This window comes from Caenispirillum salinarum (assembly GCF_044803115.1).
In the GTDB taxonomy this organism is placed as follows: Bacteria; Pseudomonadota; Alphaproteobacteria; order Rhodospirillales; family Rhodospirillaceae; genus Caenispirillum; species Caenispirillum salinarum_A.
Genome location: NZ_CP085224.1, coordinates 2,917,522 through 2,940,506 on the forward strand (window position 1 = coordinate 2,917,522; position 22,985 = coordinate 2,940,506).

General features: G+C 67.5%; 18 protein-coding genes. 14 read left to right on the forward strand and 4 right to left on the reverse strand.

Features of this window, described 5'->3' with window-relative positions:
- Nucleotides 1-100 precede the first annotated feature (100 nt).
- From LG334_RS13360 to LG334_RS13375, 4 genes are all read left to right on the forward strand, one after another.
- Nucleotides 101-409, forward strand: a complete 309-nt coding sequence (locus tag LG334_RS13360) for a DUF485 domain-containing protein (RefSeq protein WP_404378782.1) — start codon at nt 101-103, stop codon at nt 407-409.
- Nucleotides 410-2,086, forward strand: coding sequence for a cation acetate symporter (locus LG334_RS13365; protein WP_404378783.1), 1,677 nt, complete (start codon nt 410-412; stop codon nt 2,084-2,086).
- A gap of 184 nt (nt 2,087-2,270) precedes the next feature.
- A complete protein-coding gene (locus LG334_RS13370; RefSeq protein ID WP_404378785.1) occupies nt 2,271-4,103 on the forward strand; it encodes a putative nucleotidyltransferase substrate binding domain-containing protein in 1,833 nt (610 codons plus the stop codon).
- Nucleotides 4,100-4,741, forward strand: coding sequence for a 3'-5' exonuclease (locus LG334_RS13375; protein ID WP_404378787.1), 642 nt, complete (start codon nt 4,100-4,102; stop codon nt 4,739-4,741). The genes LG334_RS13370 and LG334_RS13375 overlap by 4 nt, the downstream gene beginning before the upstream one ends.
- A gap of 19 nt (nt 4,742-4,760) precedes the next feature.
- On the opposite strand, the gene LG334_RS13380 is transcribed toward LG334_RS13375, so the two are convergent.
- Entirely contained in the window at nt 4,761-5,303 is a 543-nt protein-coding gene (locus LG334_RS13380) for a TIGR02444 family protein (protein ID WP_404378789.1), read from the reverse strand.
- A gap of 371 nt (nt 5,304-5,674) precedes the next feature.
- On the opposite strand from LG334_RS13380, the gene LG334_RS13385 reads away from it, so the two are divergent.
- From LG334_RS13385 to LG334_RS13415, 7 genes are all read left to right on the forward strand, one after another.
- On the forward strand, nt 5,675-7,030 hold the full coding sequence (locus tag LG334_RS13385) for an OmpP1/FadL family transporter (RefSeq protein WP_404378790.1): 1,356 nt from the start codon (nt 5,675-5,677) through the stop codon (nt 7,028-7,030).
- A 136-nt stretch (nt 7,031-7,166) separates the two neighbouring features.
- Complete coding sequence (locus LG334_RS13390; protein WP_404378791.1) at nt 7,167-8,903, forward strand: long-chain fatty acid--CoA ligase; 1,737 nt, start codon at nt 7,167-7,169, stop codon at nt 8,901-8,903.
- A 170-nt stretch (nt 8,904-9,073) separates the two neighbouring features.
- Nucleotides 9,074-9,541: a MerR family DNA-binding transcriptional regulator gene (locus LG334_RS13395; RefSeq protein WP_404378792.1), complete on the forward strand. Its 468-nt coding sequence runs from the start codon at nt 9,074-9,076 to the stop codon at nt 9,539-9,541.
- 73 nt (nt 9,542-9,614) lie between these two features.
- On the forward strand, nt 9,615-10,754 hold the full coding sequence (locus LG334_RS13400) for a thiolase family protein (RefSeq protein WP_404386380.1): 1,140 nt from the start codon (nt 9,615-9,617) through the stop codon (nt 10,752-10,754).
- Nucleotides 10,755-10,756: 2 nt separating this feature from the next.
- Nucleotides 10,757-13,111, forward strand: a complete 2,355-nt coding sequence (locus LG334_RS13405; RefSeq protein WP_404378794.1) for a 3-hydroxyacyl-CoA dehydrogenase NAD-binding domain-containing protein — start codon at nt 10,757-10,759, stop codon at nt 13,109-13,111.
- Nucleotides 13,112-13,151: 40 nt separating this feature from the next.
- Nucleotides 13,152-14,939 (forward strand): acyl-CoA dehydrogenase C-terminal domain-containing protein, encoded by a 1,788-nt coding sequence (locus tag LG334_RS13410; protein WP_404378795.1) that lies wholly within the window; start codon nt 13,152-13,154, stop codon nt 14,937-14,939.
- Between the two features lie 92 nt (nt 14,940-15,031).
- Nucleotides 15,032-15,565: a thioesterase family protein gene (locus tag LG334_RS13415; RefSeq protein ID WP_404378797.1), complete on the forward strand. Its 534-nt coding sequence runs from the start codon at nt 15,032-15,034 to the stop codon at nt 15,563-15,565.
- 66 nt (nt 15,566-15,631) lie between these two features.
- Here LG334_RS13415 and clpB read toward each other — a convergent pair whose 3' ends face one another.
- Nucleotides 15,632-18,241 (reverse strand): ATP-dependent chaperone ClpB, encoded by a 2,610-nt coding sequence (gene clpB, locus LG334_RS13420; protein ID WP_404378799.1) that lies wholly within the window; start codon nt 18,239-18,241, stop codon nt 15,632-15,634.
- Nucleotides 18,242-18,472: 231 nt separating this feature from the next.
- Here clpB and LG334_RS13425 point away from each other — a divergent pair, with 231 nt between their 5' ends.
- The gene (locus LG334_RS13425) at nt 18,473-19,288 is read left to right on the forward strand and encodes an MOSC domain-containing protein (RefSeq protein ID WP_404378801.1); all 816 of its coding nucleotides are present in this window, start codon (nt 18,473-18,475) and stop codon (nt 19,286-19,288) included.
- A gap of 12 nt (nt 19,289-19,300) precedes the next feature.
- Here the strand turns inward: LG334_RS13425 and LG334_RS13430 are convergent, their stop codons facing one another.
- Nucleotides 19,301-20,017 (reverse strand): LuxR C-terminal-related transcriptional regulator, encoded by a 717-nt coding sequence (locus tag LG334_RS13430; protein WP_404378802.1) that lies wholly within the window; start codon nt 20,015-20,017, stop codon nt 19,301-19,303.
- Between the two features lie 164 nt (nt 20,018-20,181).
- Here LG334_RS13430 and LG334_RS13435 point away from each other — a divergent pair, with 164 nt between their 5' ends.
- Nucleotides 20,182-20,832 carry a DUF2155 domain-containing protein gene (locus tag LG334_RS13435; protein ID WP_404378803.1) on the forward strand — a complete coding sequence of 217 codons (651 nt, stop codon included), beginning with the start codon at nt 20,182-20,184 and terminating at the stop codon, nt 20,830-20,832.
- Nucleotide 20,833: 1 nt separating this feature from the next.
- Here LG334_RS13435 and LG334_RS13440 read toward each other — a convergent pair whose 3' ends face one another.
- On the reverse strand, nt 20,834-21,763 hold the full coding sequence (locus LG334_RS13440) for an alpha/beta hydrolase (protein ID WP_404378805.1): 930 nt from the start codon (nt 21,761-21,763) through the stop codon (nt 20,834-20,836).
- A gap of 81 nt (nt 21,764-21,844) precedes the next feature.
- Between LG334_RS13440 and LG334_RS13445 the strand changes: the two genes are divergently transcribed.
- A complete protein-coding gene (locus LG334_RS13445) occupies nt 21,845-22,972 on the forward strand; it encodes a 4Fe-4S dicluster domain-containing protein (protein ID WP_404378806.1) in 1,128 nt (375 codons plus the stop codon).
- The last annotated feature ends 13 nt before the right edge of the window (nt 22,973-22,985 follow it).

Consider the following 22,985-nt stretch of genomic DNA (forward strand, 5'->3'; position numbering starts at 1 on the left):
AAACCGTGGGCCATGACGCAATGGCATGGCGAGGATGCTCAGCCATGCGCAGGGCACATGACAACCGCGTTTGTCTTCACCGAGACAAGGGGGCCTCCATATGAGCGCTAGCATCCATGAAAAGGTAAGGCGGAACCCGAAGTTCCAGGAGTTGTGCCGCAAGCGCAGCACGTTTGCCTGGACTCTCGCCGCTGTCATGCTTGCCATCTACTACGGTTTCATCCTCGTGATCGCGTTCGCGCCGGCCTCGCTGGGCGCACCGCTGTGGGAAGGTGCCACGACGACGGTCGGCTTTCCCATCGGGATCGCCATCATCGTCTCCGCCTTCCTGCTGACCGGCATCTACGTCAAGCGCGCCAACGGCGAGTTTGACGAGTTGACCCGCCAGATCATCGAGGAGTCGAAGTAAATGCAGCCGATCACCACCCGCGTTCTTGCGGCGGCGGCCGGCGTGTCGGCCCTCGCCCTGCCCGCGCTGGCGCATGCCGCCGGGGCGCTGGAGGGCGAGGTCATCCAGCGCGAGACGAACGTCACCGCCATCATCATGTTCTTCATTTTCGTCGTGGCGACCATGGGCATCACCTACTGGGCCGCCCGGCAGACGAAAAGCGCCAAGGACTTTTACGCCGCCGGCGGCGGCATCACCGGCTTCCAGAACGGCATGGCGATCGCCGGCGACTATATGTCCGCCGCCTCGTTCCTGGGCATTTCGGCGCTGGTCTTCGCGTCGGGTTTCGACGGGCTGATCTATTCCATCGGCTTCCTGGTGGGCTGGCCGGTCATCCTCTTCCTGGTCGCCGAACGCCTGCGCAACCTCGGCAAGTTCACCTTCGCCGACGTCGCCAGCTTCCGCCTTGAGCAGAAGCCGATCCGCATCCTGGCCGCCTCCGGCACGCTCACCGTCGTCGCGCTCTACCTGATCGCGCAGATGGTCGGCGCCGGCAAGCTGATCCAGATCCTGTTCGGCCTAGACTACATGATCGCCGTGTTCATCGTCGGTGCGCTGATGATCACCTACGTGATGTTCGGCGGCATGCTCGCCACCACCTGGGTGCAGATCATCAAGGCGATCCTGCTGCTGTCGGGCGCGACCTTCATGGCCGTCATGGTCATGTGGAACTACGGCTTCAGCTTCGAGAACCTGTTCACCGCCGCCACCGAGGTCCATGACAAGGGCATGGCCATCATGGCGCCGGGCGGACTGGTCTCGAACCCCATCGACGCCATCTCGCTGGGCCTGGCGCTCATGTTCGGCACCGCGGGCCTGCCGCACATTTTGATGCGCTTCTTCACGGTCGGCGACGCCAAGGAGGCCCGCAAGTCGGTCTTCTACGCCACCGGCTTCATCGGCTACTTCTACATCCTGACCTTCGTCATCGGTTTCGGCGCCATCGTCCTGGTGCTGGGCAAGCCGGAGTTCATGGACGGCGTCGGCGGCCTGATCGGCGGCGACAACATGGCGGCCATCCACCTGGCCGAAGCCGTGGGCGGCGACCTCTTCCTGGGCTTCATCTCGGCCGTGGCCTTCGCCACCATCCTGGCGGTGGTCGCGGGCCTGACGCTGGCCGGCGCCTCGGCGGTGTCGCACGACCTGTACGCCAGCGTGTTCCGCAAGGGCCGCTGCACCGAGCAGCAGGAGATCCGCGTCTCCAAGATCACCACCGTGTGCCTTGGCGTCGTCGCGATCATCCTGGGCATCGCGTTCGAGAAGCAGAACATCGCCTTCATGGTCGGTCTCGCCTTCGCCATTGCGGCGTCCGTGAACTTCCCGATCCTGTTCCTGTCCATGTTCTGGAAGGGCCTGACCACCAAGGGCGCCCTGTACGGCGGTTTCATCGGCCTGGTCGTGGCCGTGTCGCTGGTGATCCTGGGTCCGACGGTGTGGGTTGCCATCTTCGGCTTCGAAGAGGCCATCTATCCCTCCAAGTACCCGGCCCTGTGGTCGATCTCGGCCGCCTTCCTTTCGACGTTCCTCATCTCCAAGATGGACCAGTCCGAGGGCGGCAAGAACGAGGCGATCCTGTTCGAGGACCAGTACGTCCGGTCGCAGACGGGCATCGGTGCCGAGGGCGCTTCGTCCCACTGATCGGGTGGTCCGGGCGGTCAGCGGTCATGCGCCTTCCCGCCCCGGACCAACCGCATATCCCTTCCGCCCCGGACGGCCCTATGCCGTCCGGGGCATTTTTTTGCCGCCGCGTTCGTGGTGAAATCTCAGCGGCTCGCGCATAATCGCGGCGCCACAGGCCAGTGACGAGGGACACGCCCCACCCATGCCCAAGATGTTCGACTTCACCGTGCCGCCTTTCGACCGCCTGCGCCCGCCCGAGCGCGAGGCCGTGATCGACGCTCTGGACATCGCCTACTTCCGCAGCGGCGACGTCATCATTCCCGCCGACCAGAAGCCGGACCATCTTTACGTCGTCATCAAGGGCCATGCGGTCGAGCGCGACCCCGACGAAGAGATCGTCAACACCTTCTCCGCCAAGGATGCCTTCGACACCATGGCGCTCATCAAGGACGAGGCGCCCGCCAACCGGTTCGAAGCGGCGGAGGAAGTCATCGCCTACATGCTGCCGCGCAAGGTTTTCCTGACGCTGGTGGGCGACAACGCGGACTTCGAGCGCTTCTATTTCCAGTCTCTGACGGAGCGGCTGGAGGCCCAGGCGCAACTGGCGTCCAACCGCGGCATGGCGTCGTTCATGATCGCGCGGGTCGACGAGGCATACCTGCACCCGCCCATCACCGCGCCGGCCACCCTGACCCTGCGCGAGGCCGCCCGCCTGATGAAGCAGAAGCGGGCGACCAGCCTGCTGGTCACCGGCTTCGACGGCCGGCTCGGTGTGCTGTCGGGCACCGACATCCGCGAGGCGGTGCTCATCGACGAGCAGCCGCTGGACATGCGCATCGGCGACGTGGCCACCTTCGACATCCACACCATCGACGCCGAGGACTTCCTGTTCAACGCTCAGATCCTCATGACCCGGCACGGCGTCAAGCGCCTGCCGGTGATGAAGGACGGCCGCGTTCACGGCGTGCTGGAGTTGATCGACCTCTTGTCGTTCATGTCGAGCCACAGCCATCTGGTGACCACCCAGGTCGACCGCGCCCAGACCATCGAGGACCTGCGCCGGGCCGCCGATGGCATGGTGCCGCTGGTCACCGCCCTGCACGGATCGGGCGTGAAGATCCGCCACGTCACTGAACTGGTGACGGCGCTCAACCGCAAGATCTTCGCCAAGCTGTTCGAGTTCCTGGCCCCACCGCCGATCCGCGACCACGCCTGCCTGATCGTCATGGGGTCGGAAGGGCGCGGCGAGCAGATCCTGCGCACCGACCAGGACAATGCCCTGATCCTGCGCGACGGCCACGGCATCCGGCCGGAGCTGATCGCCGGTTTCTGCGGCAACTTCAACCGCGCGCTGCTGGCCTTCGACTACCCGCCCTGCAAGGGCAACATGATGGTCACCAACCCCGAGTGGGTGCGCACCGTCAGCGAGTACGAAGACGCCCTGCACCGCTGGATCAACGTCCCCAGCGAGTTCGGCCACCTGAACCTGGCCGCCTTCACCGACAGCGCCTATGTGGCCGGCGAGCCGGCCCTGCTGGCGCAAATCCGCGACAGCCTGTTCCGGCGCCTGACCGACAACCAGGCGTTCTTCAGCTTTTTCGCGCGGCCCGTCACCATGTTCGACACTCCCATCGGCATGTTCCACCAGCTGCTCACCGATCGCCACGCCCAGGCCGGCGAGTTGGACATCAAGAAGGGCGGCATCTTCCCCATCGTCCACGGCATCCGCACCATGGCGCTGGAGAAGCACGTTCAGGACACCAACACCTTCCAGCGCATCGAGGAACTGGCGCGGATCGGCGAGCTGGAGCGCGAGTTCGCCCAAAACCTCTCGGACGCCCTCGCCTTCCTGCTGGACCTGCGCCTCAAGGGCCGGCTGGAGCGTCAGGCCGTGGGGGCCGAAGACGGCGATAATTTCATCCAGACCCGCGGCCTGCATAAACTCCAGCGCGACGTGTTGAAGGACAGCCTGCTGATCGTCAAGGAGTTCAAGGCCAAGGTCTCGCACCGCTACAAGCTGGCGGCCTTCTCATGAACGTCATCCTGCACGGCATGAAGCGCGCCCTGAGCCGCCGGCGGCTGAAGGACCCGGACTACGCCTTCCTGTTTGAACCCGACGACAGCGGCGAGGCGGTGTGCTTCGATTGCGAGACCTCGGGCCTGGACCCGGCGACGGCGGAACTGCTGTCCATCGGCGCGGTGAAGATCAAGGGCAACCGCATCCTCACCAGCGACCGGCTGGAACTGACCATCAAGCCCGAGCGCGCGGTGCCCGCCGACGCCATCAAGGTCAACCACCTGCGCGAGATGGACGTCGCCGGGGGCCTGCCGGTGCGTGACGCGCTGGATACCTTCCTGCGCTTCGTCGGCGGACGCCCGCTGGTGGGCTACTACCTGGAATTCGACGTGGCCATGGTCAACAAATATCTGCGGCCATGGCTGGGCGTCGGCCTGCCCAACCGGCAGACGGACGTTTCGGCCATGTACTACGACCGCAAGATCAAACGCGCGGGCTCGCACGATTACACCGGCACCGTTGACCTGCGCTTTGCCAGCATCATGAAGGACCTGGGCCTGCCAGAGCGCGGGGCGCACGACGCCTTCAACGACGCCCTCATGACCGCCCTGATCTATGTGAAGCTGGTGGAAGAGGCGCGTCCGCGTCTGGACTGACGGACGGGCCCCGTCCGCCTCAGCGCTCCGCCAGGGCGGCGCGCACCAGGGCCTCCAGCGCCTCTTCCTCGCCGGCCATGGGCGCGCCCGGCAGCGTCGACAGATAGGCCCGCAGCCCCGTCTCGGCCGCCAGGCGCCGGGTTTCCGCCGGCGCCGTGGCGTCGGGCGCCGCGTCATCCACCAGCCCGGCCAGCGCCATCTGCTCGGCCTGCTCGCACGCCAGTTCCGTCTCCTTCAGGCGCGGGTAGAGGCCCCCCATGCCCTTCACCGCCTTGCGGGCCCGCCGCACCGGGCCAACGACGGCCGCCTGCCAGTCGCGCGACACCGTTGCCGCCCGGGACAACAGGGCGTCCGACACATCGTGCCCCGTTGCCGTCCGCCACAGCAGGAACAGCAGCAGGTTGACGTCCGCGCCGCGGCGGTTCTGCAGGGCCAGCGCCGCCTCGGCCACACCGGCACGGCCATAGACCGACAGCGAAAAGCGCCAGAACGGATGGGCCGCCGCCTCCTCGGGCGTGAGGACGGGCGGGGCTGGCGGCCGGGGCGAAACGTCGTCGGTCATGGGTCCTCCATAGGGTGATGGACCTGATGCAAACGCGCCGCGCGCCGATTCGCAACCCCCAACGCGCGCACCTGCGCATTGCCTGCCGCACGCCGTCGACCGTCGGCATGGTCAAGCGCCGCTGCGCACCTCCTGGTTTCCCTTGCGTCCTTTACATGACGAAAACGTCATGCCGCACCGCACCTTAAAGTTCGATTTGTAGCCCTCTTCAAATGCGCCATTATCAACGGCGAAGAGCCCTCGCGGTAGGGTGACGTATACGTCATTCAAAACCCCTTGACGTAACTCGCATCCCGTATACTGTAGAGGCCAATGAAGACGCCGCACCATAGGCGGCGCGCAGAGACAACGATCGCAGGGAGGATCACGGAATGCGTAAGTTCGTGGGAGGCGCGCGTCTTGCCCCCGTCATCGGCCTGGCCGCCGCCACCGCCGTCGGCCTGGCCATGGAGGCCCAGGCTTCTGGCTTCCAGCTGAAGGAGCAGAGCGCCGAGGGACTGGGCAATGCCTTTGCCGGTTCCACCGCCAAGGCGCAGGACCTGTCGACCATCTTCTTCAATCCCGCCGGCATGACGGCCCTGTCGGGCCACCAGGGCCAGGCGACGACCAGCTACATCATCCCGCGCGCGGAGTTCGAGGCTGACAGCGCCACCTTCGCCGGCACCGGCACGGGCCTGGACGGCACCGCCCTGCCCGGGGCGCGGTCGCAGGATGACGCCATCGACGATGCGATGATCCCGGCCGCCTACGCCATGTACGACGTCAGCGACGACTGGAAGATCGGCCTGGCCGTGAACGTGCCGTTCGGCCTGGTCACCGATTACTCGGACAACTGGGTCGGCCGTTACCACGCGCTGAAGTCCGACCTGCGGACCATCGCGATCCAGCCCAGCGTGGCCCACAAGGTCAACGACTGGCTGTCCGTGGGCGGCGGCCTTGTGGTGCAGCATGCCGAGGCCGAACTGACCAAGGCGGTCGACTTCGGCACCATCGGCGCCGGCTTTGGCATTCCCGGACTGACACCGGGCCTGAACGACGGCAAGACCAAGGTCACCGGCGAGGACTTCTCCGTCGGTTACACCCTGGGCATCATGCTTCAGCCGCTGGAAACGACCCGCGTCGGCCTCAGCTACCGTTCGGGCATCACGCACGAACTGGACGGCGACGTGGAATTCACGGGCGTGCCCGGTCCGCTCGCGAACCTGTTCCCCAACAGCGGCGGCCGCGCCGAGCTGAACCTGCCGGCCACGGCCTCGTTGGGCCTCTACCACGAGGTCAACGACCAGCTCGCGCTGATGGGCGAGGTCGCCTGGACCGAGTGGTCGGTGTTCAAGGAACTGAGCGTGTTCCGCCAGGGCGCGGCGACGCCGCTCAGCCGCACGGTGGAGAACTGGGACGACACGTGGTTCTTCTCGGCCGGCGCCACCTACGAGCCGACCGACAAGCTGAAGCTGCAGCTTGGCGTCGCCCATGACCAGAGCCCGGTGCCGGACGCCACCCGCACGCCGCGCGTGCCCGATGCCGACCGCACCTGGGTCGCCCTGGGCGCGGGCTATGAATTCATGCCGGGCTGGGAAGCGAATCTGGCCTACACCCACATCTGGGTGGACGAGGCACGCATCGACCTCGACAACGAGGGCACAAACCCGCCCCACGAGCACCGCGTCAGCGGCAAGTACGAAAGCGCCATCGACATCATCAGCGCTCAGGTGAGGGTGAAGTTCTAGGGCGCACGCCCCACTTCAGTCTGACCACCGTGTTTCCAGGCCTCCGGGCGTCAACCGCCCGGCCTCCCCTCCCCCCAGGTTCGGGTGGAGCGCCCGGAGGTCCTGGAATGCCAACCGGTAGCCCACAGGTGACCCGATGAGCGACACCATCACCCGCGACAACCAGGCCACGCCGCAGCCCTCCGGCGCCGGCTCAGATCCCGGTCCCGCGAGCGAGCACGTGCGCGGCGCCCCCATCGTGCCCAAGCCGGTGCACGCCCTTCTGGAGGAAACGGCCGCCCGCGCCCCAGACGCGCCTTACCTGGATTTCCTGGGCAAGAAGTACACCTACGGCGAGACGTGGACGCTGGTGGAGCGCGCCGCCAAGGGCTTCCAGCAGCTGGGAGTCGGTCCCGGCGTGCGCGTCGGCCTGTGCCTGCCCAACACGCCCTACTACACCATCTGCTATTTCGCCATCCTGCGCGCCGGCGGGACGGTGGTGAACTACAACCCGCTCTATGTGGAGCGGGAACTGGCCTACCAGATCAATGACAGCGGCACCAGGCTGATGGTGACGCTGGACCTCAAGCAGATCTACCCGAAGGTCGCGGCGTGCCTGGAGCACACCTGCCTTGAGCGCATCGTCACCTGTTCCATGACCGGCGCGCTGCCGGGCGTGAAGAGCATCCTGTTCGCCGTGCTCAAGCGCAGCGAATGCGCGGAAATTCCCGACGACCTGCGCCATGTGCCGTTCGAGAAGGTGATCGCCGCCGAAGGTGCGCCCAAGAAGCCCTCGATCTCGCCCAAGACCGACATCGCCGTGCTGCAGTACACCGGCGGCACCACCGGCGTGCCCAAGGGCGCCATGCTCACCCACGCCAACATCACCGCCAACACCGAGCAGCTGCGCCGGGTCATCCCCGACGTGCGCGAGGGGCAGGAGAAGATGCTGGCCGTGCTGCCGTTCTTCCACGTCTTCGCCATGACGGTGGCGCAGAACGTGGCGACGGTGATCGGGGCGGAGATCATCATGCTGCCGCGCTTCGACCTGGCGCAGGTGATGAAGTGCATCGACAAGAAGCGCCCCACCATGTTTCCGGGCGTGCCGACCATCTACACCGCCATCAACAACAGCGGCGACATCAAGAAGCACGACCTGTCGTCCCTGAAGATCTGCATCAGCGGCGGCGCGCCGCTGCCGGTGGAAGTCAAGAACCGCTTCGAGGACCTGACCGGCTGCGCGCTGGTGGAAGGCTACGGCCTGTCCGAGGCCTCTCCGGTGGTCACCTGCAATCCCATCGGCGGGCTGGTCAAGGCGGGCTCCATCGGCGTGCCGCTGGACGGCACCGAGGTTCAGATCCGCGACCTGGACGGCCGGCGGGAGGAAGTCGCCCAGGGGAAGAAGGGCGAACTGTGCGTGCGCGGCCCCCAGGTCATGAAGGGCTACTACAACCGCCCCGAGGACACGGACAAGACCATCATCGACGGCCTTCTGCACACCGGCGACGTGGGCTACGTGGACAGCGATGGCTACATCTTCCTGGTGGACCGCATCAAGGACGTGATCCTGGCCGGCGGCTACAACGTCTATCCCCGCGCCATCGAGGAAGCCCTGTACCTGCATCCGGCCATCGCGGAATGCATCTGCATCGGCATTCCCGACGCCTACCGCGGCCAGGCGCCCAAGTGCTTCGTGACCCTGCGCGACGATGCCGGCGACGATGTCTCGCCCGAGGGCCTGCGAGAGTTCCTGACCGACAAGGTCAGCCGGATCGAAATGCCCAAGGAAATCGAGATCCGCGACGAGCTTCCCAAGACCATGGTCGGCAAGCTCTCGCGCAAGGAACTGGTGGCCGAGGAAGAAGCCAAACACGGCGAGGCCTCCGCCACCTGACGCGGAGCGCGCGGCAAGAGGCCCCTCGCCTGCCGCGCGCCCGCCCCGCTCCCTTTTTTTGTGTGACGTAGCGTAATCAAGGACTCCCCATGACCCATCAGATGACGTATACGTCACCAGAGAGACGCGGAAGTCACTTCGCGTCCCCGACGACAAGGGGAGTTTTCACCATGCCCGATCAGCAGCGGTTCTATACGGTCACGGAACTGGCGGAGGAACTGGAGGTCACGCCGCGGGCCATCCGCTTCTACGAGGCCAAGGGCCTGCTGACGCCCGAGCGCGCCGGTGCCACCCGCGTCTACACGCACCGCGACCGTGCGCGCCTGCTGCTGATCCTGCGCGGCAAGCGGCTGGGCTTCAGCCTGGCCGAGATCAAGGAGTTCCTGGACCTCTACGTGGTCGACACCAGCCAGACGGAACAGCTTCGCCTGCTGCGCAAGAAGGTGCACGAGCGCCTGGAAGCGCTGGAGGTGCAGCGCCGCGACCTGGAAGCCAGCGTGGAGGAGTTGAAGGACATCGAGCGTGTCGTGGTCGACACCCTGAACAACAAGGGCATCGATCCCGACGCGATCTTCGACGAGGTGCCCACCAAGGGGCGCCGCCCGCGCCGCGCCAAGGCGGCGGCCAACGAGGACTGACGGCGGCGGACGCCGGCTGATCGCAGCCCGCGCCGCTTCCCCTGCAAAGACGGACGAGGACGGAGTGACGCAGATGAAAAACGTGGTGATCGCGGGTTTTGCCCGGTCTCCCTTCCACCTGGCGAACAAGGGCGCGCTGACCAAGGTCCGCCCCGACGACATGGCCGCCCAGGTGGTCCGCGCCCTGGTGGAGCGCACCGGGGTCAACACCGATGACGTGGAAGACCTGATCGTCGGCTGCGCCTTCCCCGAGGGCGAGCAGGGGCTGAACGTCGCCCGCCTGATCGGCTTCACCGCCGGGCTCGGCCTGAACGTCGCCGGAGTCACCGTCAACCGCTTCTGCGGCTCGTCCATGCAGGCAATCCACCAGGCCGCCGGCGCCATCCAGATGAACGCGGGCGATGCCTTCATCTGCGCCGGCGTGGAAAGCATGACCCGCGTGCCCATCATGGGCTTCAATCCCATGCCGAACCCGGGCCTCTACAAGCAGATGCCCCAGGCCTACATGAGCATGGGCGAAACGGCCGAGAACGTCGCAAAGGTTTACCAGATCCCGCGCGCCGAGCAGGAAGCCATCGCGGTGGAAAGCCACAAGCGTGCCGCGAGCGCGCAAGAGCAGGGCCGCTTCGCCGACGAGATGGTGGCGATCTCCACCCCCGGTGGCGGCACGGTGGATGCCGACGGTTGCATCCGCGCCGAAACCACGCCCGAGAGCCTGTCGGGCCTCAAGCCCGCCTTCGACGCCGAGGGATCGGTGACCGCCGGCACCTCCAGCCCCCTCACCGATGGTGCTGCGGCGACGCTGGTGTGCAGCGAGGACTACGCCAAGGCCAACGGCCTGCCCATCCTGGCGCGCATCCGCTCCGTCGCCGTCGGCGGCTGCAAGCCCGAGGTCATGGGCCTCGGCCCCATCGTCGCCACCAAGAAGGCGCTCGCCCGCGCCGGCCTGTCGGCGTCGGACATCGACATCGTGGAGCTGAACGAGGCCTTCGCCAGCCAGGCCATCGCCTGCCTGCGCGACCTGGACCTGGACTTCGGCAAGACCAACCTGGACGGCGGCGCCATCGCGCTCGGCCACCCGCTGGGGGCCACGGGTGCGCGCATCACCGGCAAGGCTGCGGCGCTGCTGAAGCGCGAGGGCAAGCAGTTCGCGCTCGCCACCCAGTGCATCGGCGGCGGCCAGGGCATCGCCACCATCCTGGAGGCCGTGTGACCATGACGTCCAAGACCGAGACCCCCATCAAAAAGGTCGCGGTGATCGGCGCCGGCGTCATGGGTGCCGGCATCGCCGCCCATGTCGCCAACGCCGGCGTCCCCGTGGTCCTTCTCGACATCGTTCCCGAGGGTGCCGCCAACCGCAACGCCATCGCGGAAGGCGCCGTCGCCAAGATGCTGAAGGCCGACCCCGCGCCCTTCATGCACAAGCGCAACGCCAAGCTGATCCAGACCGGCAACATCGAGGATCACCTGGAGCTGCTGGCCGACTGCGACTGGATCGTCGAGGCCGTCATCGAGCGCCTGGACATCAAGCAGGCCCTCTACGCCAAGGTCGACGGCGTGCGGAAGGCCGGCAGCGTGGTGTCGTCCAACACCTCCACCATTCCGCTGGCGACGCTGACCGACGGGATGCCCGACGGCTTCAAGGCCGATTTCTGCATCACCCATTTCTTCAACCCGCCGCGCTACATGCGCCTGTTGGAGCTGGTGACGGCGCCCGAGACCCGCGCCGACGCCGCCACCGCCATCACCGAGTTCTGCGACCACAAGCTCGGCAAGTCGGTGGTGGTGTGCAAGGACCGGCCGGGCTTCATCGCCAATCGGCTGGGCATCCTGTGGCTGCTGGCCGGCGTGACGGAAGCCCGCCGCCTGGGCCTGACGGTCGAAGAGGCCGACGCCATCATCGGCCGGCCCTTCGGCATCCCCAAGACCGGCGTCTTCGCGCTCATCGACCTGGTTGGCCTGGACCTGATGCCGCACGTGCTGAAGAGCATGGTCGGCGCCCTGCCGGAAACCGACGCCTTCTTCCAGCTCGACCGCGACCTGTCGCTGGTGGAGAAGATGATCGCGGAGGGCTACACCGGCCGCAAGGGCAAGGGCGGCTTCTACCGCATCAACCGCGCCGGCTGCGGCAAGGTGAAGGAGGCCATCGACCTCCAGACCGGCGAATACCGCCCCACCGTCAAGCCGGTGCTGGAAAGCATCGATGCCGGCAAGTCGGGCGGTGCCGCCGCGCTGCTCCGGCACCCCGACAAGGGCGGCCGGTATGCCCGCGCCGTCATGGCCCGCACGCTGGCCTACGCCGCCGCGCTGGTGCCGGAAGCGGCGGACGAGGTGTACGCCGTCGACGAGGCCATGCGCCTTGGCTACAACTGGAAGCAGGGCCCGTTCGAACTGATCGACAAGATCGGCGCCGACACCCTCATCCAGGTGCTGAAGTCCGAGGGCATGGAGGTCCCCACCCTGCTGGAGACGGCCTCCGGCAAGACCTTCTACAAGATCGACGGCGGCACCCGCCTGCAACTGGGCACCGACGGCCAGTACCGCGACATGGTCCGCCCCGACGGCGTGGTCATGCTGGCCGACATCAAGCTGACAGCCAAGCCGCTGGTCAAGACGTCCTCCGCCGCGCTGTGGGACATCGGGGATGGCGTCGCCTGCCTGGAATTCACGGGCAAGATGAACAGCCTGGACCCGGATGTGCTGAAGTGCATCCACAAGTCCATCCCCGTGGTGGAGTCCGGCTTCAAGGCGCTGGTCATCTACAACGAGGGCAGCAACTTCTCCGTCGGCGCCAACCTTGGCCTGGCCCTGTTCGCCGCCAACATGGCCGCGTGGAGCCAGATCGAGGAGCTGGTGGAGAAGGGCCAGCAGGTCTACAAGGCGCTGAAGTACGCACCCTTCCCGGTCGTGGCCGCGCCGTCCGGCATGGCGCTCGGCGGCGGCTGCGAGATCGTCCTGCATTCCGATGCCGTCCAGGCCCATGCCGAGACCTACATCGGTCTGGTGGAAGTGGGCGTGGGCCTGATCCCCGGCTGGGGCGGCTGCAAGGAAATGCTGGCTCGCTGGACGGAGGCCGGCAAGGCCAACAAGGCGCCCAAGGGCCCCATGCCGCCGGTCGCCAAGGCGTTCGAGACCATTTCCGTCGCCACCGTCGCCAAGTCCGCTGCGGAAGCGCAGAGCAACCTGTTCCTGCGCCCGACCGACGGCGTGACCATGAACCGCTACCGCCTGCTGGCCGACGCCAAGGCCCGCGCGCTTGCGCTGGCCGAGGGCTATACGCCGCCGGAGGAGCCCGTCTTCCGCCTGCCGGGCGAGACCGGCCGGGTGGCGCTGGAAATGGCGGTGAAGGGCTTCCGCAAGCTGGGGAAGGCGACGCCGCACGACGAGGTGGTGTCCGCCGCACTGGCGACCGTTCTGACCGGCGGCGAAGGCGCCGACATGACCGTCGAGCTGAGCGAGGACGACGTGCTGGAGCTGGAGCGCGAGGCGTTCAACACGCTGCTGCGCCACCCGGACACGCTGGCGCGGGTCGAGCACATGCTCGAGACCGGCAAGCCGCTGAGGAATTAAGACGCCCCGCGTCGGCGCGAGACACAAGGACAGAAGAGCAATGGCTGTTTACCAGGCTCCCCTGCGCGACATGCGCTTCACCTACCGCGAGCTTCTGGGCTCGGACAAGGTGACGGAACTGCCCGGCTGCGAGGAAGCGACCCCCGACCTCGTGGACGCGGTGCTGGAGGAAGCGGGCAAGGTCTGCGAAAGCGTCCTGTTCCCGCTCAACCGCAGCGGCGACGAGGAAGGCTGCACCTTCGAGAACGGCGTGGTCCGCACGCCCAAGGGCTTCAAGGAGGCGTATGAGACCTTCCGCGAGGGCGGCTGGGTCGGCATGGCCTGCGACCCCGAGTACGGCGGACAGGGCCTGCCCAACTGCGTCAACACCCTGGTGGAGGAAATGATCTGCTCCGCCAACATGAGCTTCGGCATGTATCCCGGCCTGTCGCACGGCGCCTACAAGGCGATCAAGCGCTTCGGCACAACCGCGCAGAAGCAGACCTACCTGCCCAAGCTGACGGACGGCATCTGGTCGGGCACCATGTGCCTGACCGAGCCCCACTGCGGCACCGATCTCGGCCTCATCCGCACCAAGGCGGAACCCGGCGCGGCCGAGGGCGAGTGGAAGATCACCGGCACCAAGATCTTCATTTCCGCCGGCGAGCATGACCTGACGGAGAACATCATCCATCTGGTGCTGGCCCGTTTGCCCGACGCGCCGCCGGGCATCAAGGGCATCTCGCTGTTCGTCGTGCCCAAGTTCATGCCGAAGGAAGACGGTTCGGTCGGCGCGCGCAACGGCGTGGCCTGCGGCTCCATCGAGCACAAGATGGGCATCAAGGCCTCCGCCACCTGCGTCATGAACTTCGACGAGGCCACCGGCTGGCTGGTGGGCGAGCCCCACAAGGGCATGCGCGCCATGTTCACCATGATGAATGCCGCCCGCCTTGGTGTTGGCGTCCAGGGCCTGGGCATCATGGAAGCGTCTTACCAGGGCGCGGTGGACTACGCCCGCGAGCGCACCCAGGGCCGCGCCCTGACCGGGGCCAAGGCGCCGGACCAGAAGGCGGACCCCATCATCGTCCACCCCGACGTGCGCCGCATGCTGCTGACCATGAAGGCGTACACGGAAGGCGGCCGGATGCTGGCGGCCTGGATCAGCCAGGAGCTGGACTACGCCGAAAAGTGCCAGGACCCCAAGCGCCAGCAGGAGGCGGAGGATTTCGTCGCCCTGATGACCCCCATCGTCAAGGGCGTGCTGACGGACCTGGGCAGCGAGGTCGCGAACCTGGGCGTGCAGGTCTACGGCGGCCACGGCTACATCCGGGAATGGGGGATGGAGCAGTACGTCCGCGACGCCCGCATCGCCCAGATCTACGAGGGCACCAACGGCATCCAGGCGCTGGACCTGGTCGGCCGCAAGCTGGGTGCCCACACGGGCCGATACCTGCGCCGGTTCTTCCATCCGATGTCGGAATACATCGACCGCATCATGGATGACGAGGAGCTGGAGGACTTCGCCCTGCCGCTGGCGAAACAGTTCGTCCGCCTGCAGCAGGCCACCGGCTTCATCGCCCAGAAGGGCCTGAGCAACCCGGACGAGGCAGGCGCGGCGGCCACCGACTACATGCGCCTGTTCGGGCTGGTCGCCATGGGCTACCTGTGGGTGCGCGCCGTCGAAGTGGCGAAGCAGAACCTGGATGGTGACGAAGCCGATTTCTACAAGGCCAAGATCACCACGGCAAAGTTCTACTTCGAGCGCCTGCTGCCCCAGACGGGGGCGCTGTTCGCCGCCATCATGTCCGGGTCGAAGACCATGATGGAGATGGACGAAGCGGCGTTCTGAGACCGGACGGCGGCGCCTGGGCCGCCGTTCCTCCCCGACCCCGATCCGCCGGCCGTGGCCGGTTCCCGATGCATGGAGGCTCCCGTAAACCCATGAACCTGTGGCTTCGCCTGCTCCGGGTCATTGTCGGGGCCCTGCTCGGCCGGCGGATCGGGCTGTTCAAGGCCTCGGCCCTGACCTTCCGGGTCTGGCCGACGGATCTGGACCTCAACGTCCACATGAACAATGCCCGCTATCTGTCGGTCATGGACCTGGGGCGGACAGACCTCATCATCCGCACCGGCCTGCACAAGCTGATGCTCCGGCACAAGTGGCAGGCCGTGATCGGCGGCGCCACGGTGCGCTACCGCCGGCCTCTCAGGCCGTTCCAGCGCTTTCACCTGTCCACCCGCCTGCTGTACTGGGACGACCGCTGGATCTATCTGGAGCAGATCATCACCACCCCCGACGGCGCCGTGGCGTGTTCGGCCATGGTGAAGGCCGTCTTCACCGCAGGCGGCAAGCGCGTCGACCCGGCCGAAACGGTGGCGGCGGCGGGGCATGACGCACCCTCGCCCGAGGTGCCGGGCTGGGTTCAGGCCTGGCGGGCGATGGAGCAGACGGCCGACACCGCCCGGGCAACCTGATCGCGCACGAAAAGGGGGAGCGGCCGCCGGGCCACTCCCCCTTTCTGCTTGACCAATCCGCCCGGATCAGGCCGCTTCCGCCTCCACGGCCTCGCCGTTGATGACCAGATTGCCGCCCTCGGCCGAGACGGTGACCGTCTCGCCGTCGTCGATGCGGCCTTCCAGCATCATCATCGCCAATGGGTTCTCCAGGCTCTTCTGGATCACGCGCTTGAGCGGACGCGCGCCGTAAACCGGATCATACCCCTGGTCGGCCAACCACTGACGGCCGCCCTCGTCCAGGCTGAGGGTAACCTTGCGGTCCTCCAGCCGCTTGGCGAGACGGCGGATCTGGATGTCGACGATGCCGGCCATGTTCTCGCGGAACAGTCGGTGGAACAGCAGCACCTCGTCCAGGCGGTTGAGGAACTCCGGCCGGAAGGCCTCGCGCACCACCTCCATCACCATCGGGCGGACCACGCTGGAATCCTCGCCCTCCGGCTGGTTGGCGAGCACGTCGCTGCCCAGGTTCGAGGTCATGACGATCAGCGTGTTGCGGAAGTCCACCGTGCGACCCTGGCCGTCGGTCAGGCGGCCGTCGTCCAGCACTTGCAGCAGCACGTTGAAGACATCCGGGTGCGCCTTCTCCACCTCGTCGAACAGCACCACCTGATAGGGCCGGCGGCGCACGGCTTCCGTCAGCGATCCGCCTTCCTCATAGCCCACATAGCCCGGCGGCGCGCCGATCAGACGGGCGACGGCGTGCTTTTCCATGAACTCCGACATGTCGATGCGGACCATGGCCGTCTCGTCGTCGAACAGGAATTCCGCCAGCGCCTTGGTCAGCTCCGTCTTGCCCACACCCGTGGGGCCGAGGAACAGGAAGCTGCCCATGGGCCGGTTGGGGTCGCTGATACCGGCGCGGGAGCGGCGGATGGCGTTGGATACCGCCACCACGGCCTCGCGCTGGCCGACCACCCGGCGCTGGAGGTTGTCCTCCATGTGCAAGAGCTTCTCGCGCTCGCCGGTCAGCATCTTGTCCACCGGAATGCCGGTCCAGCGGCTTACGACAGAGGCAATCTGCTCGGGCGCCACCGTCTCGTTGACCATATTGCCGCCGGCGGCCGCGCCGTCGCCCTCGCCTTCACGGTGCTCGGCCTCCTTCAGCTTGGCCTCAAGCTGCGGGATGGTGGCGTACTGAAGCTCGCCGGCCTTTTCGTACTGGCTGTCGCGCAGGGCGCGCTCCAGCTCCGACCGGGCCTGGTCCAGCTGTTCCTTGAGCTTGGAGGCCGAGGCGACCTTCTCCTTCTCCGCCTGCCAGCGGGCGGTCAGGGCGGCACTTTCGCCCTCAAGCTCCTGAAGCTCCTTCTCCAGCTTTTCCAGCCGGTCGCGGGAAGCCTGGTCGGTCTCCTTCTTCAGGGCCTCGCGCTCGATCTTGAGCTGGATGACGCGGCGGTCCAGTTCGTCGAGTTCCTCGGGCTTGCTGTCCACTTCCATGCGCAGGCGGCTGGAGGCCTCGTCCATGAGGTCGATGGCCTTGTCGGGCAGGAAGCGGTCTGTGATGTAGCGGTTCGACAGGGTCGCGGCGGAAACCAGCGCGGCATCGGCGATGCGCACGCCGTGGTGCAGCTCGTACTTTTCCTTGATGCCGCGCAGGATGGAGATGGTGTCCTCCACCGTCGGCTCCTGCACGAACACCGGCTGGAAACGGCGGGCGAGTGCCGCGTCCTTCTCCACGTGCTTGCGGTATTCGTCCAGCGTCGTCGCTCCGACGCAGTGCAGTTCGCCGCGCGCAAGCGCCGGCTTGATCATGTTGGAGGCGTCCATGGCGCCTTCCGCCTTGCCGGCGCCGACCAGCGTGTGCATCTCGTCGATGAACAGCACGATGCGGCCCTCGGCGGCGGTGATTTCCTCCAGCACCGCCTTCAACCGTTCCTCGAACTCGCCGCGGAACTTGGCACCCGCCACCATGGAGCCCAGGTCGAGCGCCAGCAGCCGCTTGTTCTGGAGGCTTTCGGGCACGTCGCCGTTGACCATGCGCAGGGCCAGGCCTTCCACGATGGCGGTCTTGCCGACGCCCGGCTCGCCGATCAGCACCGGGTTGTTCTTGGTGCGGCGGCTGAGAACCTGGATGGTGCGGCGGATTTCCTCGTCACGGCCGACGACCGGGTCCAGCTTGCCGTCGCGCGCCGCTTCAGTCAGGTCGCGCGCGTACTTCTTCAGGGCGTCGTACTGGTCCTCGGCGCTGGCGGACTGGGCGGTGCGGCCCTGGCGCATCTCCTTGATGGCGCGGTTCAGCGCATCGGCCTTCAGCCCCGCATCCTTCAGCACCCGCCCAGCCTTGGTGCCCGAGGCGGCGAGTGCCAGCAGCATGTATTCGGCGGTGACGTAACTGTCGCCGGCCTTCTCGGCGGCCTGGGTGGCCTGATCGAGCACGCGGCCAAGTTCCTGCGCCACGTACATCTGGGCGCCTTCCACCTTGGGCATCTTGTCGACGGCGGCGGTGACGGCCTCCAGCGCCTTCACCGGATCGGCCCCGGCGGTGCGCAGAAGGTTGGCGGCCAGGCCCTCCTTGTCGTCGAGCAGTGCCTTCAACAGGTGCTCGGGCGTCACCTGCTGGTGGTTCTGGCGCAGTGCGATGGTCTGCGCCGCCTGGATGAAGCCTTTTGAGCGGTCGGTGAACTTCTCGAAATCCATAGTCTTATCTCTCCCGTCTCAGCGACGAGGTTGCAGGTCCCGGTAACCGGCGACCGACAACCCCTCACGGTTGAAAGGGACATAGGGACGGCGCGCATCCGCCGCAAGAGACGGCAGCAGCCGCCCATCGACAAGCGTTGGCTTTAACGCCGCAGGCCCATGATGAGGTTTTCCGCGACTTCGGAACACGCGCCCATTGACAAGCCCGGCCAGTTGTTCAATGGAGTTTCCATGACATTGCATATCGCCGCCCTCTGCCGCTTTCCCGTCAAGGCCCTGAGCCCCCAGCCGCTGGAACACGCCGTTCTGGAAACCGGCGGTGGCATGCGGGGCGATCACGTCTTTGCCCTGGCCCACGGGGCGGCCTCACGCGCGGCGGGCGGCGGCGACGCGGTGATCGGGCGCCTGCCGCGCACCAGCCTGATCACGCTGTCCGACTGTCCCAAGCTGGCGACACTGCGCACCCGCTTCATCGACCAGTTGAACGTCATAACGGTGGAGCGCGGTGGCCGGCAGGTGGCGCGCGGGGACCTGACCCAGCCGGTCGGCCGGGCCATGCTGGAGGATTTCTTCGGCGCCTTCCTGAAGGAAACGGCCCGCGGCGGCCCGCGCATCGTCATCGCCAAGCCGGGCGAAACCTTCGCCAACCACGAAACGCCGGGCGTGGTGCTGATCAACCGGGCGAGCGTCGCCGACATCGAACGTGTGACCGGCAAGCCGGTGGACCCCACCCGCTTCCGCGCCAACGTGCTGATCGACGGTCCGCAGCCCTGGCAGGAACTGGACTGGGTTGGCCACACGATCCGCATCACCGCCGCCGGTGGACAGCCGCCCAGCATCTCGGGCGGGCCGCGCCCGGTGACTCTGCGGGTGCGCGAGGCCATGCCCGTCCATCCCGCGGCAGAAGTGAACCCGGAGACCGGCGAAGTCGACCTCAACCTGGACAAGGCCATGAAGCAGGGCCTGGGCCACGATCATTTCGGCGTGCTGTGCGAGGTGGTGGACGGCGGCACCGTCACCACCGGCGACACGGTGATGCTGGAATAATAATACTGCGGCCTACTGCCAGCCCATGATCTCGCGGATGCGCAGGGCGGCCTGCGTGCGGCTGTCCACGTTCAGCGCCCGCAGCACGCCCGAGACGTGCGCCTTGACGGTGGACAGGTTCAGGCCCAGCCGCTCGCAGATCTCGGCGTTGGACAGGCCCTCGCCCAGAAGCTCCATCACCTGCCGCTGGCGCCGCGTCAGCGAGGCGACCACCGGATGCTCGACGACTGCATGGGGTCGGGTGGCGCCGCGGCCCGCGGGTTCAGCGGAGAAACCCGGTGCCCCGGCAGGGCCGCCGGCGCCGGCGGACGCATCAGCCGGCGCCATGCCCAGTTCGGGAGGCACATAGGCACCGCCTGCCAGCACGATCCGCAGCACGCCGCCCAGCACGGCATGCTCGGTGGACTTGGGGATGAAGGCCCGCACGCCCTGCGCGAGCGTCGCCCGCATGGCGGCGGGATCCTCCGTCATGGAAAAGATCGCCACCGGACACGGCGCCAGGCGCCGCACCAGATCGCCCACCTGGTCCTGGCCGGTATAGCCGGGCATGCGCAAATCCATGACCAGAAGGTCGGCCGCCGGCGTGCCCTCGGGCGTGTCGGCGACGACGGCTTCCAGTTCCGGGAACGAGCGGGCCTCGATGATCTCCGCGGTCGGCTCGATACCGCTGACCACGGCACGCAGGGCGGCGCGGATGATACTGTGGTCGTCAGCGAGGATGATGCGCATGGTCTTTGGTCTCGGCCTAACGGACAAGTTTTGGCGCATTCTTAACGGTTGCGCCCGCGCGGTCAAAGGATATACCGCAAGGCGGCGGCGAAAATGTTGCGGCGCGTAGTCACTCGCGACCGCCGGCGGCGCCCGGGCGTTGACCGAAAAATGGAGGATTTTTCATGCGCCCCATCCCTCGAGCCTCGATCACGAGGGTCGCCGCCGCGCTGGCAACGGCCCTGGCCGCAAATGCCATTTCGGCCGGAACGGCCTCGGCGCAATCTGCGGTGACGCCCGACGACTTTGTTCCCCAGCAGGTGGCCGTTCTGGGCGCGCTGGACAAGATCACCGCGCGCGAGCGGGAATTGACCATCCCGGTCGGAACCAGCGACCGCTTTCAGGGGCTGGTGGTGATGGTCCGCACCTGCCAGCGCACGACCGTCTCCACCACGCCACAGAGCGCCGCCTTTCTGCAAATCAGCGATGAAAGCGTCGTGGAGCGTGGCCTCCCCACGACCGGCGGCACATCGGCCTCCGGCGACGTTCCCGCCGCGGACACCGTGTCGACAGGCGACAAGACCGAGGCACCGCCCCATCTGTTCAGCGGCTGGATGTTCTCGGCCTCGCCCTCGGTCTCGGCGATGGAGCACCCGGTCTACGACATCGTACTGAAGGGCTGCCGCGCCAGCACCCCGCACGTGGCGAGCGCGCCCCTGCCCACGCGCAAGCACGGCGTCCGGTCGGCGGCGGTTCCGCTGCCGGCGTTCAAGCCTGCCACGCCTGCCGATCCGGCCATGACGCAGACGGCCCAGCGCCCGGAAGAAGCGGGATAGGTCAGCGACCCGTCATCCGCATCGTTGCCTCGAACAGGGCGCTTGAGGGATCGGCCAGATCCAGCACCACGTCGAAGTGGTGGCGGTCGGGCGCAGGCACCTCATGCACCGGGTTGCCCGCCGCGCGCCACGCCCCCGCATACTCGGCCGTCTGGCGCTTGAACTCCCCCTGCTCATGCCCGCCGACGGTCAGCACCAGCGGCGTTCCCGCGTCCTCCGGCACATGGAAGAGGGGACTGTTGCGGCGGGCGGCCTCGGCATCAAGGTTCATCCAGCCGTTGATCTCCGACAGGCGGATGGGCTCCAGGTCGAAGAGCCCGCTGGCCGCCATTCCGCCGGCGACCGCGTCCTCGGGCAGGCCGAAATCCGCCTGCCAGCCGCGCGCCAGCAGCATTCCCGTCAGATGCCCGCCGGCCGAGGACCCGCCGACAAGAATGCGCCGGTGGTCGATGCCGAAGCGCTCCGCCTCCCGCCACAGCCATGCCACCGCCGCGCGGCACTGGCGCACGATCTCGTCCAGCGTCACCGCCGGCGCCAGGCCGTAGTTCAGCGCCGCGACTGCGCAGCCGGCCTGCACGAAGGCCGGCGCCATGAAGCCCGAGTCCTCCCGCCCCAGCAGGCGCCAATAGCCGCCGTGGATGTAGACGAACAGCGGCGCCCCCTCCCCCGCCGGATAGAGATCGAGCGTCTCGGCCTCGCCGGTGCAGTCGAAAGCCCCTCGTGCACGGCAAGGCTGGCGCGGGCGGCGGCCGTCATTTCGGCGTAGCGCCTGGTATAGACGATGAAATCCGGAACCTGATCGCGCGCCCGGTACTCCGCATCGAGGGCCGCCTGAGCAAAGCCGCGATACACGGCGGAAGGGGCACGGTCGGGATTGCCGACGGTACGGGGGCCGCTCATGCCGACCCCGCCAGGCCTGCGGTCGCCGCATGTCGGTTATCCCGCGCCATCGTTCACTTCCCTCTAATATTCCGTTAGACTTGACGCGCTTGCTCCATCGGGGGAATGCGCCATGGATGATGTATCCGGTCTCCTGCGCCCCGCCGACCTGTCGGCGCTCATCAACGCGCTGACGGCCCGAGGCTACACGGTCCTGGCCCCCGTGCGCCAGGGCGACGCCCTGACGGTCGCTCCGGTCGCAGCCCTCGATCAGGTGGCATGCGGGTGGACTGCGGACCAGACGGCCGGCACCTATCGCCTGCGCCGCCGCGATGACGGGCGCCGCTTCGCCACAACCCCCGCCGCACTGCCGTGGAAGCGCGTCCTGCATCCGCCGGAATCCCATCTATGGGCGGCACGCGACACCGGCAACGGCTTCGAGATGATCTCCGGCCCCGAGCCGCCGCCGAGGCAGGCGCTGCTGGGCCTCTTGCCCTGCGACTTGGCGGCCATCGCGCGGCAGGACAAGGTGTTCGACAACGGCACCTTCGCCGACCCCGTCTACACCGGCCGGCGCGAGAACGCCCTGCTCATCGCCGCAACCTGCGCGCAAGCGGGGGACACATGCTTCTGCGCGACCATGGAGACAGGCCCCGATGTCCGCAGCCCGTGCGATATCGCGCTGACCGAGTTGGACGGCGACGCAGGCTGGCTGCTGGAGGCGCGCTCCGGCAAGGGCGCCGACATCCTCGCCGACCTGCCGCTTTCGCCCGCACCGGACGCGGCGTTCAAGCAGCGCGATGCGATGGCCGAGACCACGGCGGCGACGCAGATCCGCACCCTGCCGACGGACACGCCGGGCCTGCTGCACCGCCACCTGGACCCCCCCCACTGGCAGGCGGTGGCGGACCGGTGCCTGTCGTGCGGCAACTGCACGAACCAGTGCCCCACCTGCTTCTGCTCCAACACCGAGGACGTGACCAGCCTGGACGGCACCACGGCGGAGCGCCGGCGGGTGTGGGACAGCTGCTTTTCGCTGGATTTCACCTACGCCACGGGCCGCCCGCTTCGCCAAAGCGCCGAAAGCCGGTACCGCCAATGGATCACGCACAAGCTGTCCACCTGGCATGACCAGTTCGGCGAGAGCGGATGCATCGGGTGCGGGCGCTGCATCACCTGGTGCCCCGTCGGCATCGACATCACCGAGGAAGCCGCGGCCCTCGCGGCGCTGGAGGACGCGGCGGCGGCGGCGCACGCCTGATTGAACCGCGCCC